Here is a 16,770-nt window from a genome sequence, read left to right as displayed (position 1 = left end):
GGCGGGTGGTTCGGCAAGGCAGGGCGATCGGTGTCGTTCACCGATCCGGTCGTGGTGTCACAGGCGCGGGGTGGTCGGCTGGAGCGGGTGAGAATTGCGGGCCAGCAGCGCGCAGAGCTCGGCCCAGGTGAGCGGTGTGCCATTGAGGTGGATCTCAGCGGGCTGGTTGTCCAGGCCGGCGACGGCCAGGTAGTCGGTCTCGCCATCCGGGCCGGTGCGGGCGTAGGTGAACTTGACGCCGGTCGTTCCGGGCCCGTGATCCGAGGTCGGCGCGAAAAGCCGGGCGGGCTGGTCGAGGCGCCAACCGGCGTCCGTGGCCAGGTCGGTGAGGGCGCGACCGACGAGGTCGAAGGTGATGGGACCGCCGTGCCGGGCGAGGACGAACCAGCGATCGAAGAGATCCGCCTCGGGTGAGCTGGCAGCGGGCGGGGGCACGTGCGCGAAGGCTGCAGCCGCTGCCCGCTCGGCTGAGGTAGCGGAGCTGGTCACGATGGTCACTGGGAACCTCCAGGTGGCGTGTCGGTCGAGGACGCGGTGGCGGTCAGCAGGCTGAAGCCGGGCAGGCGAAGGCTCGGCGCAGCCGACCGCGCAGCGGCGCGGCCTTGCCTGCCCGGTCTGGGTCTGCTGATGTGCACCTCGGCTCGCACCGGCGCCCCTGGTGTTCCCTGGGTTCCCAGCATCCCCGGCGACCCAGGGGTTTCAGGGATTCTGCGGCGACTTCGTGGAGAAGCGCGGTTTCATGGCCTCCGCCATCAATCGGAAGCCGTTCACCAGGGCGAGGTGTTCACGGCGGTCTGCCTGGGTGTCCTCGCGGGGATCGTCTCCGCGGATGGTGAGCAGCTCGCCCTCGTCCCGGGTGATCTCGACGTTGACGGTTCGCCCGTCTGGCAGGGAAAGCCGGAAGGTGGCGGCCTCGACATACGCGTCGAACGCGGTGTCGGTCATGGCCGTTCGCGAAAAGGCCTTGGCCGCCTGCGCGTCCGTCGTGTTCTCGGCGAGCGCGGAGCAGGTGATCTCCAGCAGCGTCTCCAGGTCGTCGAGAATGTCCACCAGCCGCCATGCCCGGCTGTCCTCGTGCTTCCAGTCGTCGTCGATCGCGTCATCGGGCGGGGTTTCCACGAGCCGGCCGACGAGCTGCAGCAGGGCGCCGGCGCAGAACACGAATTTGGGATCGCTGGTCGGGGGTTCGCCCTCCTGCCTGAACGCGGCGGCGTACGCCGCGATCAGGGAAGCAAGATCGGCGATCACCTGACCAGACATCGGCGGGTAGGTCGGTTCGACGGGTTCGTCGCGAAGCTTGGGGTTGATGCCCCGGCTGCGCAGGTCTTTGTAGATGGTGCCACGGGAGAGGTCGACCTCCCGGGCGAGTTCGTTGATGTTGCGGAGACCGACGGACCAGCCAAGGGCGAGCACGGTCGCGCGCAGGCCGGGCAGAGAGTTCCGGATGCGGTCGCAGGCCTGGAGGTCTCTGAGGACGCTCTCGGGCTTCGGTTTCACCATGCGAAAACGGTATGTTCAGTGATTGCACATGTCAAGTCATTGAACACTCGCCCGAGCATCTCGCACCGAAGGCGCTGGGGTGTCCCGCCGACACGGAAGGCAGCACTGGCCGAGACCGCTAGCGTGACCATGTGAGCACTAACAGCCAGGACACCACCTCCGAACCCGCCCCTCAGCGCGCCGGGGCGACCTGGTCGGCCCAGGACAGCTCGACCCTGCTCGATGGGCTCCGCAACGGTGTCCCCCTCGACGATCTCGCCGAGACGTTGCAGCGCCGGGTCAGTGCGGTCCAGGCCCGCTGCAAGAAGATGCTCCCGCCCGAACTCCAGACCACCGTGCTGCGGGCCGACGCCGACGTGGTGTTGCGAGGGCTGCTCGCGTCCGACCCGGATTTCGACGCCGAGGCCAACCTCGACCACAACACAGCCCGGCGTTGGAATCCCGAGCGGGACGAGATTCTGACCCAGGGCTGGAAGGACCGCCGACCGCTGGCCGAACTGGTCGACGCGGTGCCGGCATCGGAGATCGATATCGCCGGGCGGCTGATCCGCTTAGGGCTGGCGGCCGACAGCCTCGCCGTGGCCGAGCGACTCGGCTACGAACCCGGCGGCACCCTGGATCTGCGCTGCCGCATGATGCGTGACCGCGCGGCCGCGAGTGTCTGGGTCCTGGTCGTCGACGGGCTACCCGAGGGCCGTCACGTCTCTCTGCACCCTGGCCGCGGCGACGCCCACGACCACTTCATCGCGATCACCCCGGCCAGCACTCCCGCCGACGCGGTCGTGGCCACCGTCGCCGAACGGGTCCTCGGATCGCCTCGGGGCCCGGTCGAGACGTTGCATCGCCATGACTTGCCCGCCCCATCACCGTCGGGCGGTGATGGGGCGGGCGAAGTCCCACGTGATGGGACCTAACCGCGCGGGACAAAGCGTCGACGCATCGGGCCTGGTCGTCGTCCTCAAGGTCGCCGTGGCCTACGGGGCGGGTCCGCGGGATCGACACGATCAGCGCTGACCTGAACTCCGGGTGGGTTGCCCGCACACGGACCGCACCAGCGTCGGCACGGTACGTTGTAGGTCCGCAACAGTCGGTGCACCGGGAGAGGCTGCGAATTCGTGGGCATGCAGGGTGATCGCAAGTCTTTCGGTGGCTTGGCCATCACGGTCGACGTAACCGTCGAGACCTCCGGTTTTGAAGGCGGTGACGGCAGTCAGCACGCCGTGACGGTGACGACTCCCGACTACTCCGGTGCGGTTGTCTTCGAACCCGCTGACGCCAGCGGCGGCACGATTCGCATCACCGGAGACGCAGAGCTGGACACGATGATCGCCGGACTGGAGTGGGCCGCTCGACGCCTACGCGAGTTGGCTGGCCCGTCGCCTGCATGACGCTGTCCCGTCGGGACGGGCTCGGCCGCGCGCCCGAGCCGGGCACGATCGGCCGACTCGTGATCCTCAGCGGGGTCATGTGCGGGGCGTCTCCCGTGTAGTACGTGGAATCCGTCGAGCGCTCGCCCCTGAGCCACGCCGTTTCCGCCCATCGAGTCGGTGAGACCGGCAGGCCGATGGGTGGTGAATTCTCGACGGAAGTGGCGGAGGAGGATCGTGGCGGCACCCGCCCGCGGGTCATCCCCGGACGAAGTTGCACCGATTGGAAGGATCGTCGCCCCATGAACGCGGCAAACATCAACGTGATCCGGGTGGGCCAGAAGAAGGTCACCATGCCCGCGTCGGCGACCGTTGAGCAGCGACGGTTCGTCCGGGGCTGGCTGAGCGGCCTCGACTCAGATGGCGCCAGCGCGGACATCGTCGCAGAGAAGTGCGGCATGGACAGGGAAATCCGCGTGTCATTCCTTGCCGGGGACGGTCAGCGTCAGCAGATGGTCATCGCCCCTGAGGGCGGCGGCAGCTACGCCGAGGGGGCCTACCTGGGCGACTTCGCGGGCCGCTCCTGAACCCGAAGCCCTGGGCCGAGGTGAGCCGACGGCACCGTCGCGCACCTGCTCGCCAAGGGCGAGCCGGAGGCTGGCGCTCGCTCCCTCGCGTTCCGGGCCGTGCCAGCGCCGGCATCGCGACCCACCAGGAGTTGACCGAACTGCACGCCTAGCTCCAGCACTCCAGAGCCCATCGACGCCTAAGCATCCGGGAGTGAACTCCTGAGGCGTTCCAGGAAAATGGCAACTGGGCGGATGCGCCCTTGACCCGGACTCAGCTGCCGGAGTCGTCGATCGATCCACCTCTGCGGAGACGATCAATTGTGCAGCTCGCGGTACCGGGACCGTACTGGCGGTCAAAGTCCGTGACGTCCACCGACGTACCGCGAAAAGTGACTTTCAGCAGACGGCCGTGGAGATAGTCGAAGCGAATGTGCTTGATTCGGCGAAGTCCTCGCCACGATCGACCCACCATTTCGCCCTGAGTGCGCCACGCCTGCCGCGCCCAGCCTTCGGTGGCGGTCGTTCCCTGATGGGGGTGCAGAGACCCGAGGCCGACTGCACCTGCGTTGTTGTACAACGCGGCCAGGACCTGCTCCTTCTTCAGGCCGGCGATATCGATCTCCGTCACAGGGGTCACCATAGCCGCGAACCGCCGTCCGGGATGCCCGATCAGCGACACGTCCGCCGTGCTGCGGCCGCAGGCACGGCATCAGGTTGGCGGTCCATGCCATGGAGGGGCTTCTCCGTGAAGTACGCGGAATCCGTCGAGCGCTCGCCCCTGAGCCACGCCGTGGTTTCCGCCATCGAGTCGGCGAGCTCGGCTGGATTGAGCACGATGAACAGCATGTTGGAGAACTCTTTTCGAGCTTGCTGATCAGCGGGTGACAGGCCGCGCTTTTCCTTGCGTGCCCAGTACTCCTGCTCGGCCTCCAGCCGCGGCAGGAGCTCGTCGCGGGTGTGGGTGGTCAGGTCGTCACGGGTGAGCCGCTGGAACCGCGCCATCATGTCCTCGCTCCTTTCTCAGTCGTAGATTGTGGACACGGCGAGATGGTGCCGCTTGCCGGGGGTGCGAAAGTAGCGGCCGCAGCGAGGTGGGCGGGGGTCGCTGGCTGGCCAGGGAGTTGTCAGTGTGGTCGTAGATCGACAACCGGATGGATAGCAGCGCCCTCCATCTCGCCGGCACTGCCGCGTACGTCTGTCGGCGCCTCGAGTCGAGGCGCCGCGATCATCCTCTACGCTTCAATAGCGCGATGACCTCCTGGACTCACGTACTCGCCGTCGTCGTCGGCGCCGCCCGGCCCGACGGCGATGTCTACGCGCACTTCGGCTCCCTGCTGGGATTCGATGCCCACCTCGCCGTAGCCGAGGAGCTCGGCCTGGTGCTACCTGCGCCCGAACCGATCGCCGACGACGCACCGGAGATCTTGCTTACCGACGCTGGCCGAGCCTTCGTCCGGCAATTCCAGCTCACTAAACTGCCGGCCGGCCGAGCGAATTACTGGAACCTCCGCCACGCCTCGCTGACCGAGCCAGCATCCACCGAGCTGGCTTGCCGCTGGGAGGCCCTGCGCGCCCGGCACTCATCCATCCAGAACGGGGCGTCATGACCGCGACCGAGCACGCCCTGCACCGGTCCCATGCGTGATGCTGCGCGCGAACTTGCCGATCTCCAGGCGCACGACGACCTGGTGGCCCGCATCTACGCCGACCATCTGCCCGGCGAGATCCGCGAGCTCGCGCTTGCCTTGGCCTGGGTCAGGCTGCGCGACCCAGCGCGGCATGCCCCGGACGCCGATAGCAGCCTCACCCGGGCAGCCCGGCTGCTCGGCTGCGACGAGACCGGCCGGTGGCGTCACAAGCTCGGCTTCGCCGCCGACGCCCCGCGCTACGAACCCGGCCGCGAGCACCACCTGCGCTCCGGCGTGACCTGCCAGGGCCCGCGCATCCGGCCATACCGCCCGCGCGGCAGCGCGCCGGCGACGGCGACGGCGAGCACCCCGCCGAACACGGCGCTGGTGTGCGGCGGCCAGGCGACGATCGGCGTCGAGGAGCACGATCTGGCCACCGGACACATCGTCGCGCTGCACGCTTTCTGCCGTCGCCATCGCGAGGACGCCGACCGCGTCCTGCACCAGATCGCTGCCCGCGGCGAACCGCTCGATCCGCCGATCCCCAACACCGGCGGCTGGCTGCCGCGCTACTTCACCGCCAAGCCCCTGGAGCGGCTGTACCGGTGGGCCCGGCCTGGCTGGGCCCGGCCTGATGCTGGGCTCTGCCGCGACGACTGGCTCACCGGCGACGTCCGGTTCCTGCCCCGCCACCAGCGCCTCGCCCTCGTCGTCACTGCCGAAGAAGTACCCAGCGCCCCCGCCCCGCTCAACAGCCACAACAACGCACGATCCACACCGTCGAGGTCGTGAGAACCTGGGCTCGCCACCGCGAAGGAGCGTCCTGCCGAGCGCCAGCAGCAGCTGATCGGGACCCGAGAACCTGCCCGCAGGCTGCAGCGCCATGACCCTGCGCCGCGGCGACGTGAACGAGTGTCTGACCGGCTAGCGCTTAGCATCAATGCGCTGGTCAAGACCGCCGCTGCCCGGTCCAGCATCGCCACGGCGCGGGTGCAAAACCACAACGACCGTTTCTTCACTGGGCTGCATGCCACGCCAAGGATTCGCCCGCATCGCAGGGAAGACCGGGCGCAGCCCAGCATCAGCCAACACGGCCGCGAGGTTCTGGCGGACGAGTTTGGTCAGTACCGGGCTTCGCCCCGGATACGGTCCGCCCAGCACCGTCACCGCGCCGGCGAGGGCCTGTCCGCTCCTGAGAGCTCTCGCGTGCCCGAGCCGGCGAAACCAGCTGGCGAACGTCCGCACGCTGCTTCTCCTCAGCCAAGCAGCCAGGTGACTCACGATCGCTCCTCCGGTCCGACAGTCACTCTCACCATACAAGCCGTCCTAACGGATCATCGAGATTTCCTTTCCTGGAAACGAAAATGCGTAGCTCGCTCGGGTCGACCGACGAACTACCGATGCGACGTTCCGGGATCAACACGTCGGACGAGGAACGAACAGCCAAAGCACTCCCTATTGCACCCCATGAGGGGTAGTGGTAAGTTTGTCCCGTGAGCAGATATCGGGAGATCGCGGACGTGCTCCGCGCTCGCATTCAAAATGGCGAGTATCCCGTCGAAAGCCAGTTGCCGGGCATCTCCGCCCTGCAGGACGAGTTCGCCGTACGTGGTCTCGACACAATCCGACGCGCCCAGCAAATCCTGGTCGAGGAGGGGATTTTGGAGACACGACAGGGGGTCGGCGCCTTCGTCATCGGCACGACCTCACTGCGACAGGTCGACGTCGTGGCCACCCTCACCAAAGCCCGCGACTCGCTGGTCACCGCGATAGCCGCGATGACCGCACCTCGGCGCAGCATCACGATCGACCTTGATCTTGAAGATGACGACACCTACTTCGTGCTCACCGATGCGCTGCGGGAGTGGGCGAGCGATCAACGACACGAGGCCAAGGACGAGCCGGATGAACTCCTGCGCGAGAAGCGGCTGCGGTGGGCGTCTGCTGCCGAGACCCTCCTCGATCGCATCGACGACGCACTATGAACTGGAAGAAGCAGGCGACGACCGGCCCCGGAAGGCCCGGGGCAGCAGGACACACACGGGGAGGCGCGCGGCCGATGAGGAAGTCAGGACTCGTCAAGGGCCTGGGTAGCGCTTGGCGCTGGGTGTTCCGAGGGCGGCTGTACGTCCACCAGCTCGTCAGGTTCGAGTTCGCCTGCGACGATCACTTACGGCTGGAGCTCCTGCCGAACATGACTCCGCCGGGAACCGATCTGGATGAGCTGGGAGCCGCGCTGCAGTCCCTTGGCCGCGCCGGGGTGAACGTCGTGGCCATCGGGCAGATCGTGCGGGATCGCAAGCTTGTGCCGGACAGCTGGTGGGCGGAGACGTCCTACAAGCGCCCGAGGATCAGGTCGAACAACTCGGCCGGGATGGTCGAAGCGGTGACGGCGCTGGACCGCGGGCTCGCCGCGGCGCTGGCCGAACAGGACGGCTGGTCGTGAGCCTCGAGCGGCTCACCGCGGCGACCCTCCGTCGGTGCCGGGCCGTGCATGAGACCCATGACCACGTCATTCCGGCGGCGTGGCCAGTCGAGGACCAGCTCGCCGTCGCGCTGGTCCTCGAGTTCGGCGAGCACCTCGCCGGGCTCGGGCACACGACGGCGAGCGGCATCGCCGCGCTGGCCCAGGCACTGCCCGATCTGCCGGAGGACGTTCCCGCCTGGCTGGAGGAGATCCGCGCCGCGCTGCGCCTGCGAGTGGGCTGGATGGCCGTCGGCGACGAGCCGGCCTTCCCGTTCATCGTGGACAAGGCCCCCGACGGTCCTCCCCCGGGCTTCGTGCCGCCGAAGCTCGACGAAGGCTCGGCGCGCGCCGCCTTCCTGGACTACGCCGGCACTGAACGGTTCGCCGAGCAGGTGGTGCAGCGCTGCCGGATGGCTCGCGACGTGCACGACGGCCGGATCGACCGCGGCTGGAGCCTGCGTCAGCAACTGGTCGTGGCGCTCGTCCTGCGCGATCACGGGCACCTGGCTTCGCTGGGCTACAGCATCCAGGGCGCGGAGGTTGAGTTGATCAACGGGATGGCGCGGCCGCCAAGCGACCTGGACAGCTGGCTCGACGGGATCCGTCATGAACTCGGAGGGCTTGAGGTGGTCGGTGCCCCGCTTGATCGACCGACCTTGACCCAGCTGCGCATCGAGATCGAGGTCGAAGGGCAGCGCTGGAATCCCGGTGGCCCGGCGTCGGCCGAGGTCGATCGTGCCGGGGAGATCGTCGACCTGGTGCAGCGGACCGTCGTCCGCTCGCAGCGGATCCATCAGGCACCCGCAACGATCGGGGTGCAGCGGGCCGAGTCTCCGGCGGTGCCACCCTCGCCGATGCACACCCTGGTGACGATCGAGCTCACCGTCAGCGTGATCGAGTCACGCTGGCGTGACACGGCGCCGGCTGGGTCCTCGACGGCGCCGCTGGCAGAGGAGCTTCGCAGCCACGTCGCAGAAACGCTGGCGGCCAACGGGCGTTTCGCCGACACCGCAGCCACGATCACCGTCACAGTGATCGCATGAACATTTGGTGCCGGACAACGGAAAGGAGGATCGGAACTTACCCGATGAGCACGCAGCCCAGCGGCTTCGACAAGCTGATGATGGCGATCATCGTTGCGTTCGTCGCGATGATGATCACGCTGGCTGTCACCGGCAATCTCGGCTGAACCGCCGAGCATGCACCTGGTCGTTGCCTCCGTGCCCGCCAAACACGGACACCGCCAGGGAAGCCGCGAAACCCCACAGAACCCCAAGTTAGACCGCGACCGGAAGGAAACACCGATGGACATCGACATGGATCGACAGGAGATGTGCGTGCTGGCCGAGGATGCCGTGAGCGACGCGCTCGGGTTCGCTCCCGAGCTGGTCGAGAAACTGCTCGCCGACACAGACCTGGAGAGCGCGTTCGGCGCGCTCGCCACACGGCTGCGTCAGGCCGAGGAGCGCGGCATCACCCGGACCGACGCGCTGAGCGAGGTCGCGCGGGCCGAGGACTTGCGCGATGAGTGCGGCGTGGTCAACCTCAGCCGGGTTCGTTGGCTGGCGGAGAACCTGTCCAGCCCCGCGGGCTGGCTGGCCTCCAAGGTCGACACGCACGTGCTGTGAACGCCGCTGCCTGCCCGGCGCCCCGCCGGGCAGGCTCGAGCGAAGGGACGCAGCGGGTGGCCACCACGACGATGCAGCGGATCCTCACGCGCCTGTGCCGGGCGGGCTGGGTCAGCCGGCTCGCGCGCGGCCAGCGCGACGACTTGGTCGTCGCGGCCGCCGACGTCGGCGACGGCCGGGCCGCGGAGGAGCTCACCGCGATCGCCGAGGTGTGGCGCCGCGTCGCGGACCGGCTGGAGGAGGGCGCACCGCTCGAGGCCGGGGTCTACGCCCAGGTCGCCGCCGACGTCGAAGCTCGCGCGGTGGTACTGCGCGGTGTTCCGAAGATCCGCACCCTGCTCGCCTCCCGTCCCGACCTCGACGTGGCCCCGGCCGACGTGGCGCTGGACAAGCTGGCGGCCGTGGCGGAGGTCGCGCTGCAGCTGCGGTCGCGCCCGGCTGCCGCGACCGTGCGTGCCCTGCTCGCCTGGTGCCTGGTCCTGCGCGAAGGGCAGGTGGACGTAGTCCTTGGACCCGACTCGGTCCAGCTGGTGGTGGCCGGGATCCTGCACGAGTGCGTGGTCTCGGTCCGCGCCCGTGTCGTCGGCGACCATCCGGTGGTCGCCGAGTTCGTGAGGGACCTTCGTGAGCGGCACCCGCGGGGCGCGGCCACGGTCGGCTCCGCGCACCTGCGGCACCTGGCGGACACCCTCGCCGCTCCCCTGCCCGCCCCGGAGTCCGCGATGCGGGCCACCATCACCATGACGAACAGGACGTGACCACGATGACCGATCAAGCACAGACCATCCCCAGTGACTGGCAGGTCCAGATCAACGACCTCGGCACGCCCGACGCCGCCTGGGTGCTCGTGCGCGAGCACGAGGGCATCGGCCCGGTGGCCGAGGGCGCCCTTGCCGTCACCGTCGCGGGCCCCGGCGGCGCTGTCCCCGACGACGTGGTGGCACGCTGGGTCGCCGACTGCCTGGAGGTCGCCGGCGTCACCCTCGTCCCGGCCGGCCCGCCACAGGCGTGGGCTGTCGAGATCAACTTCTGAGCAACGCCTCACGAACAAGGACCTCATGATGAACAACGACAGCACCGCCAGGCCCTCCTCGAGCCAGCCGGCCGAGCTCACGCATGACGTCGATGCCGTCACCGCGACGGATGGCAGGGCGCAGAGTCCAGTGCAGTGGATTCCCGGCGACGTCGAGGTGGCGGCTGACGCCTTGCGCATGATCGAACAGGTAGTGCGGGCGCGTCGTCAGCCTGGGCGCGTCACGACGGCGGATTCACCCATCGTGGTGCTCGTCGACGAAACCCCGGACCTCCTGCGGCGTGCCGCGGCAGAGACCGGGCGAGGCACGACAGTGCGGGATGTCCTGGCCGCGATGCGCACGCCTGAGCCGGTGTGGGACTCCCACACTGTGTTCGGCAACCGCGTGACCCGGGTGCCGCCGCTGATGCAGCGAATGGCGGCGGACCCAGCCGACGTCACCAGTGTGGTCCTCGGCGACGGGGCCTCCGCGGCACCGGACACACTCGACGCTCCCCCGCCGAATCGGTGACCAACAACGCCACTGATCCACTGTGGACATAGATCTCGTGTCGCTCTGTTTTCCCTTTACCCGCAGCCCGCCGGGTATGACACGACGCGACACCGGCTGGCAGCGGTCCGGCCAGCGCACCATCGTCGGTGTGCTGGTCAATGCGCACCTGCCGCTGGCGCCTCGGTCGCCGCGGCAGCGCCAGAACCCTCCTGATCGGAATATTCGATTGTGGTCGCGATCGAACGCGTGCTGTCGTGCGTCATCATCATCAGAAGGACCACGTGGATCTCGTGAGCGGGGAGGACCAGGGAGGGACATGCCGATGACCACGGAACACACCTCGACGCCGACCACGGCTTTCCTGCCCGCGGTCGGCACCGTCCCGGTCGCCGACGGCCTGCTGCTGCGGCAGGCGGTGCGCGGGCTCGATGCCTGGGAACTGGTTCACGTGCCCTCGGGCTGGGTGCTGCCGATGCTGGCCTGGGAGACCGACGCGCTGCCCCGCAGGTTCGCCGTCGTCTCCGCGGCGAACCTGGCCGCCGCCGAGATCGACTTCGCCGTCGATCGGGATGCTCTGCTGGCCAACCCGGCGTTGGCCGGCGCGCTGCGGGACGCCGCGCTCGACGCGCGGATCGCGGCGAAGGGGCCCCGGCATCGCCCCAACGGCGGGTTGCTGCTCGACCTGCTCTCCGCGGCGAGGTGCCGGCGAGCGACGCGCGGAAACGGCACGTAGATTCGGTACACCAGCGGATACGTTGAGTAGTTTCCCTCTTGGCTGCCCAAGAACTGTTCTCTACCGTCGCCGCAGTGGACACACCGGATGATCACCGCCCGCGCGCTCTCGACGCGTCACGCCGGCGCCCCTGGCCGCTGGTGTGGGGGCTGGTCGCGCTGGGATGCGTGGGTGTCGCGGCCGCGCTGTACACCATGCTGGCGGTGGCGGTGCAGCCTTTCCCGTGCGCGACGTTCGAGCCAATCTGCAACGGGACGATCCGCAATCTCGTCGCGAGCATGCCGATGTTGACGCTGACCACCGGACTGCTGGCCGGTGCGATCGGCGGCGGGATCGCCGTCCACCGGCGACGCTCAGCAGGATGGTGGGTGCTCGGGGCGTGGCTGCTGTTCCTCTCCGGGTGCGTTTACTCCTGGGCCGCCCTCGGCACGGGGCCCGACATGCACGCGATGGAGGCGCAGGCGGCCGACGAGCGGGCGGAGCGAGTAGCCGCGATGCGGGCGCGGACCGATTTCGAGACCATTCAGGCCCGCTACGGGCAGATGCAAGAGCAGTTCGCCGGGGCCACGGCCGCGGCGGTGCCCGGACTTCGCTGGCCGAACTCGTCGCTGCTGGATGAGAGCGGCAGCTTGTGCACTTGGGATCACCCGAGCGGCCACGGCTTTCACGGAGTCGGCGCGGCGAACGTTGTCGGGTACGCGGCGATCACCGACGCCCAGTGGGTTGCTCTCGATGCGACCATCCGGGATGTCGCCGCGCGGTACGGCTTCACGGGCCCGCCGGCCCACCGCTCAACGGGCCCGGCTGAACCTGAGCCGCCCCAGTTCTCGTTGTCCGGCCCTGACGGCGCCCGCCTCGATGGATACCTGGAGCGGTTCGGCCACGACGTCCGCCTCACGTTCACCACGCCGTGCTATCTGCCGAAGGCGCAGCGCTAGCTCCCGCCGAGGATCCAGTCAACGACCTCCGCGGACGCCGACGATCGGAGGTGAGCGCGGGCTGCTTGGTCGCCGTGTCGTTCCGGACGGGAACGGCCCCTTGCCAAGCGCGCCGTGGCAGCTCCGGACAGCGCGGCCACGGTGCTCGGAGCGCGATGCCAAGATGAGGCGTGTCCCTCGCAACGCAGCTGCACAACGGTGACCTCGGCCGATGGTGTGCCGAGCATCTGCCGGGCACACCGAATCTGATCGGCGACATCCAGCGCCGGCTGGCCGCCGCCGGGAATCGCCAGCCGATCGTTCCCGCGGGCCGCGTGCCGGCCGACCACTGGGCTCGAGTGGCGACGGCGTTCCGGCTGCGACTCGGGCTCCTGGTCGACGGCGGGGCGCCGGCAGGCGCTCTTCTCGGTGCCGTCCGCGCGCGGCTGGCGAGCCGGGAGTGGGCCGAGCACGCGGGGCAGTCGTTCGCTGGGGCCCGGCCGGAGCGGGATACGGCAGGTCGCTGGTCGCCGTACCTGGCCGGACGCCGCGGCTGGCTGGACGCCGCCCGCGTCGACGCGGCGCCCGACGCGGGCCACGAGCCGGTCCTAACTGATCTGCTCAAGCGCACGGCCGCGTACGCGGGCGAGCACATGCCGCCCGCGACGATCGGCCATCCCGGCGCCGAGGCCGGGCTGGCCAGGGTGTGCTGGGTGCTGGCGGCGTGGGAGTCGTGCGCGCGCGGCGGGAACCTCCCCGCCGACGTCGCCTCGGTCCACCAGCAACCGGACTTCGACGCCGACGACCTACGGCGGGTCGCGCCCGAGCACGCCGTCACCGAGCTCGTCGCGCTGATCGAGCTGCTGCAGAGCAGCGGCACCCTGCGGGACTGGCGAGGCGACACACCCGGCCGCGCGCCGCGCGAGCCGGGGCCGCTCGGCTGCGCCACCCCGGTGTTCGTGCCGCATTGGGCCGAGGGGCACTTGATCATCAGGCGTTCCCTGGTCGAGGTGACCGCGGCACCGTCCCTCGAGGAGGACGCGCTGGCGCGGTGCCTGTGGCGGCTGCTGGCCTGCAGCTGGCTCGACACCAGCAACCGGCACGACATCGGCTCGGTGGATATCTACCTCGCTCGTCACGGCGTCGTCGCCAGCTGGGGTGTCGTGACGTTCGCGGACATGCTGCTCGGCGGCACCGGCCGTGCCGACGGCGGCGCTCGCGACGCGTTCCTACGGCTCGCCCGCCCCGTGATCTCCGCCGAGGGCGGTCAGCCGCCGGCCGAATGGGTGCCCCGAGAACGATCGGCGCCCCGGCCCCCGTACATCACCAAATCGTCCGCGCCGTGACGCACGGTCCCGCGCTCACGACCTTGAAATCGGGCCGACAAACGGGGGCGTGCGAGTCGCATGGGCTGCCTTCCGCAAGTGTCCAAGGCGCCTGCCATAGTTGTCACCCTGTGTCAGCGTGATCGCGGAGTGCGATGGGATGGTCGGAATGAACCCTCCGAAGTGGGCGACGGATGCCCAAGCACTCATGGATGCCGCCGTGCGTATGGACTGGTCGCGTGGCCCGGCGGCCGTCGACGAGATCTCCCGCCTGATCGCGGCGTTCACCCGCGATCACGGGAACCAGCTGCTCGTCGCGTTGCGCGAATGGGTCGACCACGCCAAGTTCGAGACCGGGTTCGAGCCTCACGACGGCCAGAAGCCGTCCCTCGAGCCCATCGACGTCTCCACCGGCGCGACACTGTCACTCGACGCCGTTCCGGCTGGCATGCTCTGGGCTGGGCGATTCCTGGCCGCCGGCTTCGGCGACGACCGTGAGGAGCAGCGCGCCCTAATCGACACGCTGTGCTCAGATTTGTTTCCTGAGCAGGATTTCCGTGACGCGGTCGTCGCCACCTTGCGGCTGTCCGCCGAGATGGTGCGGACCGGGCTGGGCCCGCAGGACACGACGGTGCCGGAGGCGGCGTGGGCGCCGGAAGCCCGCACGCTGTTCGCGGCCGCGGCGCGCGAGCACTGGCATGGCCCGGATGGCGCGCTGGAACTCTTGCAGCGGTTCAGCACGGAACACGGGACGCCCGCGGTCATCGGGGCGATGAAAGGCTGGTGCCGCCAGGCCCGTGGACTGATCGCCAACGACGTCCCCGGCGAACCGGCGTATCCGGGGTGGCGATCCACCAGCACTGATGACGAGCTGGCCGCCGACGAGGTCCCGCCTGCAGCGCGGTGGGCCGGACGGTTCATCGCGGCGGTCTGGAATGACGATGAGGACCAGGCCCGGGCGCTGCTCGGATCGCTGCGCAGCAGCGCGGAGCTGACCGAGTGCGTGATCGAGACGCTCAAGACGGCCACCGCCTTCGTGCCAGACCCTCGAGGCTGACAACCTCGTGCTGGCCCTGCCGCGTCCGCACCGTTCGCGGTGGCGAGCGCCGTCTCGGTTCCCGCCACCGCGAACAAGGTCAGAGCGTTACTCGCTGAGCTCTCGCCGCTCAGGCGTTTCCGGCGCCTCGCCGCGGCTGATCGCCACGGGCCCGAGCTTGAGCGACAGCGCCGGCGACAACATCCGCAGCACGCGCAGAGCGGCCTGCCGGCGCTTCTTGTCACTGGTGTTGAGCGCAATCACCACGGCGTAGACGACGAGGGCGGTGTGGATCAGGATGCACACCGCGGCTAGGGCAGCGACGGTGATGAAGGCAATGTGGGCAGCCGACACGGCTCCTCCAATTGAGGATGACGTGCCGGGTGCCTCAAACCCGACGTGGCGAGCGGTCCCGCCTCAGGCATGCGTTTGTGCGATCAGGGTACCGAAGGTTCGCCGTCCGAGTGCGGAACACGCGTGGCGGGGTGTCGGATTTTCCGGCCCCTGCCTCGGTAGCGATCGATGACCGCCCGGCAGTCCGCACCGGTGATCCGCAGATCTCCGTGGCCGCGCCAGCACACCAGGTCAGCAGCCTCGTCGTCGGCGGGTTCCGCCGCAGTGACGAGGGAGAAGAAGGCGTATCCGACGATCAGGCTCTGCGGGTTGGCCACCGACGAGCCGCGCATCCACGAGGTGAGGCCGACACCCTCGGCGCGGTCATGCAGCCGGGCGAGGATGTTGTCGCATTCAGGGCAGAAAATCTCGCCGATGAGTCGTTGGTCGCCCGAGTCGACAGGAATGTCCTTCTCGATGCAGGGCCCCAGCTGGGTCTGCCAGAACGTCACGCCGGCCTCCGAACACTGCGCCGAGACGCCATCGGCGCGCGGCAGCCGATCCAGTGAGGGCTGCAGGTGCGGGCAACTGTGTCCAGCATGGTCCAGACGATACCGAGCAGCGCGCCGCCGAGTGCCGAGCGTCGTCCCGATCACGAGTCCGGGTGACATGCGCCTTTGGCACCGCATGTTGACAGCCTTCCTTGTCAATTAGTTTTGACAGGATAAGCTGTCAACTATGGCGATGACGTGGCGGCAGCCGACCGAGGGCGAACGCGAAGAAGTCAGCGACTCGGTGCAAGAGCTGGCTTGGCAGCTGGCTCGCCACCAGACCGGGCTCGGCCCCGCAGACTCCCCGCTCAGCGTCCACGACGCGGGCACGAGTCCCCGGGATCAGGCCGCTGCGTGGCTTGCCCTGGCGTCGGCAGCCGCGGAAGTACGCGAGATAGCCGAGGTCATCGTGAGGTTTGCCGTGCACGGTGCCGGCCGGACCGGTGCCGTCGGATACCCGGCGATCGGCGCCGCGCTGGGCATAACCCGGCAGTCGGCACGCGGGAAGTACCCGGACGCGGTCAAGGCTCCCCGACCGGGGCCTCGTGCTTCACGCGTGGTCGATGCGGCGTACCAAAGCTGGCGGCTGCTGGGCGACGGCCGTTACGAGTCCGATCTCGCCCAGCAGCTCCTCAAGGCCGATGAACTCGAGGCCGATCGCGGACCGATCCGGCCTGTGGTTCCCATCAGCGATCTCGACGCCGAATACCTGCACGCGGTCCTGGCCGCCGCCGGCACCCAGGCGGTGGCGAGTATCGCGGCTGCGCTGCACGAGGTGCTGACCGTCCTGCAGTCCGAGCACCCAGAACCCGCGCACGCCCGCCGCCGCGCGCGGATGGCGCTGACCGGAGAAGGGCATGGCCGCAACGAGAGCGTGTCGCTTCTCAGCCTCGCCAGCGAGGGCGAGGACATCTCCCCTGGCCGAGTCAACGACCAAGCGCGGAAGCAACTGGTCGAGATGATCCTGCGGTGGGTCACCGGACCGGACGTCTACGTCCAGGTCGCATCGTCACTGGCCTTCGAGGTCGCCCGCCATGCCGACCAGCACGGCCCCGACGGCTGGAAACGGATCGCCGATCGCTGGCTTCAGCCGGGCCTACGCTCCGGCCGCATGTTCGCCGTCGCCTACCGGCTGCTCTACAGCCAGTCGGATCACTTCGATGCAGCCCGACTCGGGTAACCGGCCCGGC

The 16,770-nt window shown here is 69.2% G+C and carries 22 protein-coding genes; 16 read left to right on the top strand and 6 right to left on the bottom strand.

Annotated features, from left to right (window positions below; all coding sequences use genetic code 11):
- Window positions 1-57 precede the first annotated feature (57 nt).
- Together BMY97_RS40835 and BMY97_RS40830 are read right to left on the bottom strand one after the other, a co-directional pair.
- Entirely contained in the window at window positions 58-498 is a 441-nt protein-coding gene (locus BMY97_RS40835; RefSeq protein ID WP_143086429.1) for a hypothetical protein, read from the bottom strand.
- 201 nt (window positions 499-699) lie between these two features.
- Window positions 700-1,500, bottom strand: a complete 801-nt coding sequence (locus tag BMY97_RS40830; protein WP_091628399.1) for a hypothetical protein — start codon at window positions 1,498-1,500, stop codon at window positions 700-702.
- Window positions 1,501-1,631: 131 nt separating this feature from the next.
- On the opposite strand from BMY97_RS40830, the gene BMY97_RS40825 reads away from it, so the two are divergent.
- The 3 genes from BMY97_RS40825 (at window position 1,632) to BMY97_RS46545 (ending at window position 3,454) form a co-directional block, all read left to right on the top strand.
- Window positions 1,632-2,414: a hypothetical protein gene (locus BMY97_RS40825; RefSeq protein ID WP_091628397.1), complete on the top strand. Its 783-nt coding sequence runs from the start codon at window positions 1,632-1,634 to the stop codon at window positions 2,412-2,414.
- A 201-nt stretch (window positions 2,415-2,615) separates the two neighbouring features.
- A complete protein-coding gene (locus BMY97_RS40820) occupies window positions 2,616-2,888 on the top strand; it encodes a hypothetical protein (RefSeq protein ID WP_091628395.1) in 273 nt (90 codons plus the stop codon).
- A 104-nt stretch (window positions 2,889-2,992) separates the two neighbouring features.
- A complete protein-coding gene (locus BMY97_RS46545) occupies window positions 2,993-3,454 on the top strand; it encodes a hypothetical protein (protein ID WP_143086428.1) in 462 nt (153 codons plus the stop codon).
- Window positions 3,455-3,707: 253 nt separating this feature from the next.
- Here the strand turns inward: BMY97_RS46545 and BMY97_RS46540 are convergent, their stop codons facing one another.
- Both BMY97_RS46540 and BMY97_RS40810 read right to left on the bottom strand, forming a co-directional pair.
- Window positions 3,708-4,064 (bottom strand): hypothetical protein, encoded by a 357-nt coding sequence (locus tag BMY97_RS46540; protein ID WP_143086427.1) that lies wholly within the window; start codon window positions 4,062-4,064, stop codon window positions 3,708-3,710.
- A gap of 41 nt (window positions 4,065-4,105) precedes the next feature.
- Complete coding sequence (locus BMY97_RS40810; RefSeq protein WP_091628391.1) at window positions 4,106-4,441, bottom strand: hypothetical protein; 336 nt, start codon at window positions 4,439-4,441, stop codon at window positions 4,106-4,108.
- A 245-nt stretch (window positions 4,442-4,686) separates the two neighbouring features.
- On the opposite strand from BMY97_RS40810, the gene BMY97_RS40805 reads away from it, so the two are divergent.
- The 12 genes from BMY97_RS40805 to BMY97_RS40745 all read left to right on the top strand — a co-directional run bounded on the left by BMY97_RS40805 (window position 4,687) and on the right by BMY97_RS40745 (window position 14,717).
- Window positions 4,687-5,043 (top strand): hypothetical protein, encoded by a 357-nt coding sequence (locus BMY97_RS40805; RefSeq protein ID WP_143086426.1) that lies wholly within the window; start codon window positions 4,687-4,689, stop codon window positions 5,041-5,043.
- A gap of 30 nt (window positions 5,044-5,073) precedes the next feature.
- Window positions 5,074-5,856, top strand: coding sequence for a hypothetical protein (locus BMY97_RS40800; protein ID WP_091628388.1), 783 nt, complete (start codon window positions 5,074-5,076; stop codon window positions 5,854-5,856).
- A gap of 701 nt (window positions 5,857-6,557) precedes the next feature.
- Window positions 6,558-7,049 (top strand): GntR family transcriptional regulator, encoded by a 492-nt coding sequence (locus BMY97_RS40795; RefSeq protein ID WP_091628386.1) that lies wholly within the window; start codon window positions 6,558-6,560, stop codon window positions 7,047-7,049.
- 334 nt (window positions 7,050-7,383) lie between these two features.
- Complete coding sequence (locus BMY97_RS40785) at window positions 7,384-8,574, top strand: hypothetical protein (RefSeq protein WP_177231776.1); 1,191 nt, start codon at window positions 7,384-7,386, stop codon at window positions 8,572-8,574.
- Window positions 8,575-8,835: 261 nt separating this feature from the next.
- Complete coding sequence (locus tag BMY97_RS40780) at window positions 8,836-9,159, top strand: hypothetical protein (RefSeq protein WP_091628381.1); 324 nt, start codon at window positions 8,836-8,838, stop codon at window positions 9,157-9,159.
- 56 nt (window positions 9,160-9,215) lie between these two features.
- Complete coding sequence (locus BMY97_RS40775) at window positions 9,216-9,917, top strand: hypothetical protein (RefSeq protein ID WP_091628379.1); 702 nt, start codon at window positions 9,216-9,218, stop codon at window positions 9,915-9,917.
- 5 nt (window positions 9,918-9,922) lie between these two features.
- Window positions 9,923-10,192 (top strand): hypothetical protein, encoded by a 270-nt coding sequence (locus tag BMY97_RS40770; protein WP_143086423.1) that lies wholly within the window; start codon window positions 9,923-9,925, stop codon window positions 10,190-10,192.
- A gap of 28 nt (window positions 10,193-10,220) precedes the next feature.
- Window positions 10,221-10,703 (top strand): hypothetical protein, encoded by a 483-nt coding sequence (locus tag BMY97_RS40765; RefSeq protein ID WP_218157000.1) that lies wholly within the window; start codon window positions 10,221-10,223, stop codon window positions 10,701-10,703.
- A 304-nt stretch (window positions 10,704-11,007) separates the two neighbouring features.
- Window positions 11,008-11,418, top strand: coding sequence for a hypothetical protein (locus tag BMY97_RS40760; protein WP_143086422.1), 411 nt, complete (start codon window positions 11,008-11,010; stop codon window positions 11,416-11,418).
- A gap of 74 nt (window positions 11,419-11,492) precedes the next feature.
- Window positions 11,493-12,356, top strand: coding sequence for an LppA family lipoprotein (locus tag BMY97_RS40755; protein WP_143086421.1), 864 nt, complete (start codon window positions 11,493-11,495; stop codon window positions 12,354-12,356).
- A 170-nt stretch (window positions 12,357-12,526) separates the two neighbouring features.
- On the top strand, window positions 12,527-13,681 hold the full coding sequence (locus BMY97_RS40750) for a hypothetical protein (RefSeq protein ID WP_091628370.1): 1,155 nt from the start codon (window positions 12,527-12,529) through the stop codon (window positions 13,679-13,681).
- Window positions 13,682-13,868: 187 nt separating this feature from the next.
- On the top strand, window positions 13,869-14,717 hold the full coding sequence (locus tag BMY97_RS40745) for a hypothetical protein (protein ID WP_143086420.1): 849 nt from the start codon (window positions 13,869-13,871) through the stop codon (window positions 14,715-14,717).
- 87 nt (window positions 14,718-14,804) lie between these two features.
- Here the strand turns inward: BMY97_RS40745 and BMY97_RS40740 are convergent, their stop codons facing one another.
- Window positions 14,805-15,050 carry a hypothetical protein gene (locus BMY97_RS40740; RefSeq protein WP_091628367.1) on the bottom strand — a complete coding sequence of 82 codons (246 nt, stop codon included), beginning with the start codon at window positions 15,048-15,050 and terminating at the stop codon, window positions 14,805-14,807.
- An 83-nt stretch (window positions 15,051-15,133) separates the two neighbouring features.
- Window positions 15,134-15,541 (bottom strand): hypothetical protein, encoded by a 408-nt coding sequence (locus BMY97_RS40735; RefSeq protein WP_091628366.1) that lies wholly within the window; start codon window positions 15,539-15,541, stop codon window positions 15,134-15,136.
- A gap of 226 nt (window positions 15,542-15,767) precedes the next feature.
- Here BMY97_RS40735 and BMY97_RS40730 point away from each other — a divergent pair, with 226 nt between their 5' ends.
- Entirely contained in the window at window positions 15,768-16,760 is a 993-nt protein-coding gene (locus BMY97_RS40730) for a hypothetical protein (RefSeq protein ID WP_091628364.1), read from the top strand.
- The last annotated feature ends 10 nt before the right edge of the window (window positions 16,761-16,770 follow it).

The sequence above is a fragment of the Amycolatopsis saalfeldensis genome (assembly GCF_900110575.1).
Classification (GTDB): Bacteria; Actinomycetota; Actinomycetes; order Mycobacteriales; family Pseudonocardiaceae; genus Amycolatopsis; species Amycolatopsis saalfeldensis.
The sequence above is the reverse complement of the archived record's forward strand: the minus strand, read 5'-3'. Positions and strand labels throughout refer to the sequence as shown.

Excerpts from the sequence above, each read along its gene's own strand:
- BMY97_RS40830 (WP_091628399.1), bottom strand. The coding sequence starts at position 1,500 with ATGGTGAAACCGAAGCCCGAGAGCGTCCTCAGAGACCTCCAGGCCTGC.
- BMY97_RS40810 (WP_091628391.1), bottom strand. The coding sequence starts at position 4,441 with ATGATGGCGCGGTTCCAGCGGCTCACCCGTGACGACCTGACCACCCAC.
- BMY97_RS40805 (WP_143086426.1), top strand. The coding sequence starts at position 4,687 with ATGACCTCCTGGACTCACGTACTCGCCGTCGTCGTCGGCGCCGCCCGG.
- BMY97_RS40800 (WP_091628388.1), top strand. The coding sequence starts at position 5,074 with ATGCGTGATGCTGCGCGCGAACTTGCCGATCTCCAGGCGCACGACGAC.
- BMY97_RS40780 (WP_091628381.1), top strand. The coding sequence starts at position 8,836 with ATGGACATCGACATGGATCGACAGGAGATGTGCGTGCTGGCCGAGGAT.
- BMY97_RS40770 (WP_143086423.1), top strand. The coding sequence starts at position 9,923 with ATGACCGATCAAGCACAGACCATCCCCAGTGACTGGCAGGTCCAGATC.
- BMY97_RS40765 (WP_218157000.1), top strand. The coding sequence starts at position 10,221 with ATGAACAACGACAGCACCGCCAGGCCCTCCTCGAGCCAGCCGGCCGAG.
- BMY97_RS40760 (WP_143086422.1), top strand. The coding sequence starts at position 11,008 with ATGACCACGGAACACACCTCGACGCCGACCACGGCTTTCCTGCCCGCG.
- BMY97_RS40745 (WP_143086420.1), top strand. The coding sequence starts at position 13,869 with ATGGATGCCGCCGTGCGTATGGACTGGTCGCGTGGCCCGGCGGCCGTC.
- BMY97_RS40730 (WP_091628364.1), top strand. The coding sequence starts at position 15,768 with ATGGCGATGACGTGGCGGCAGCCGACCGAGGGCGAACGCGAAGAAGTC.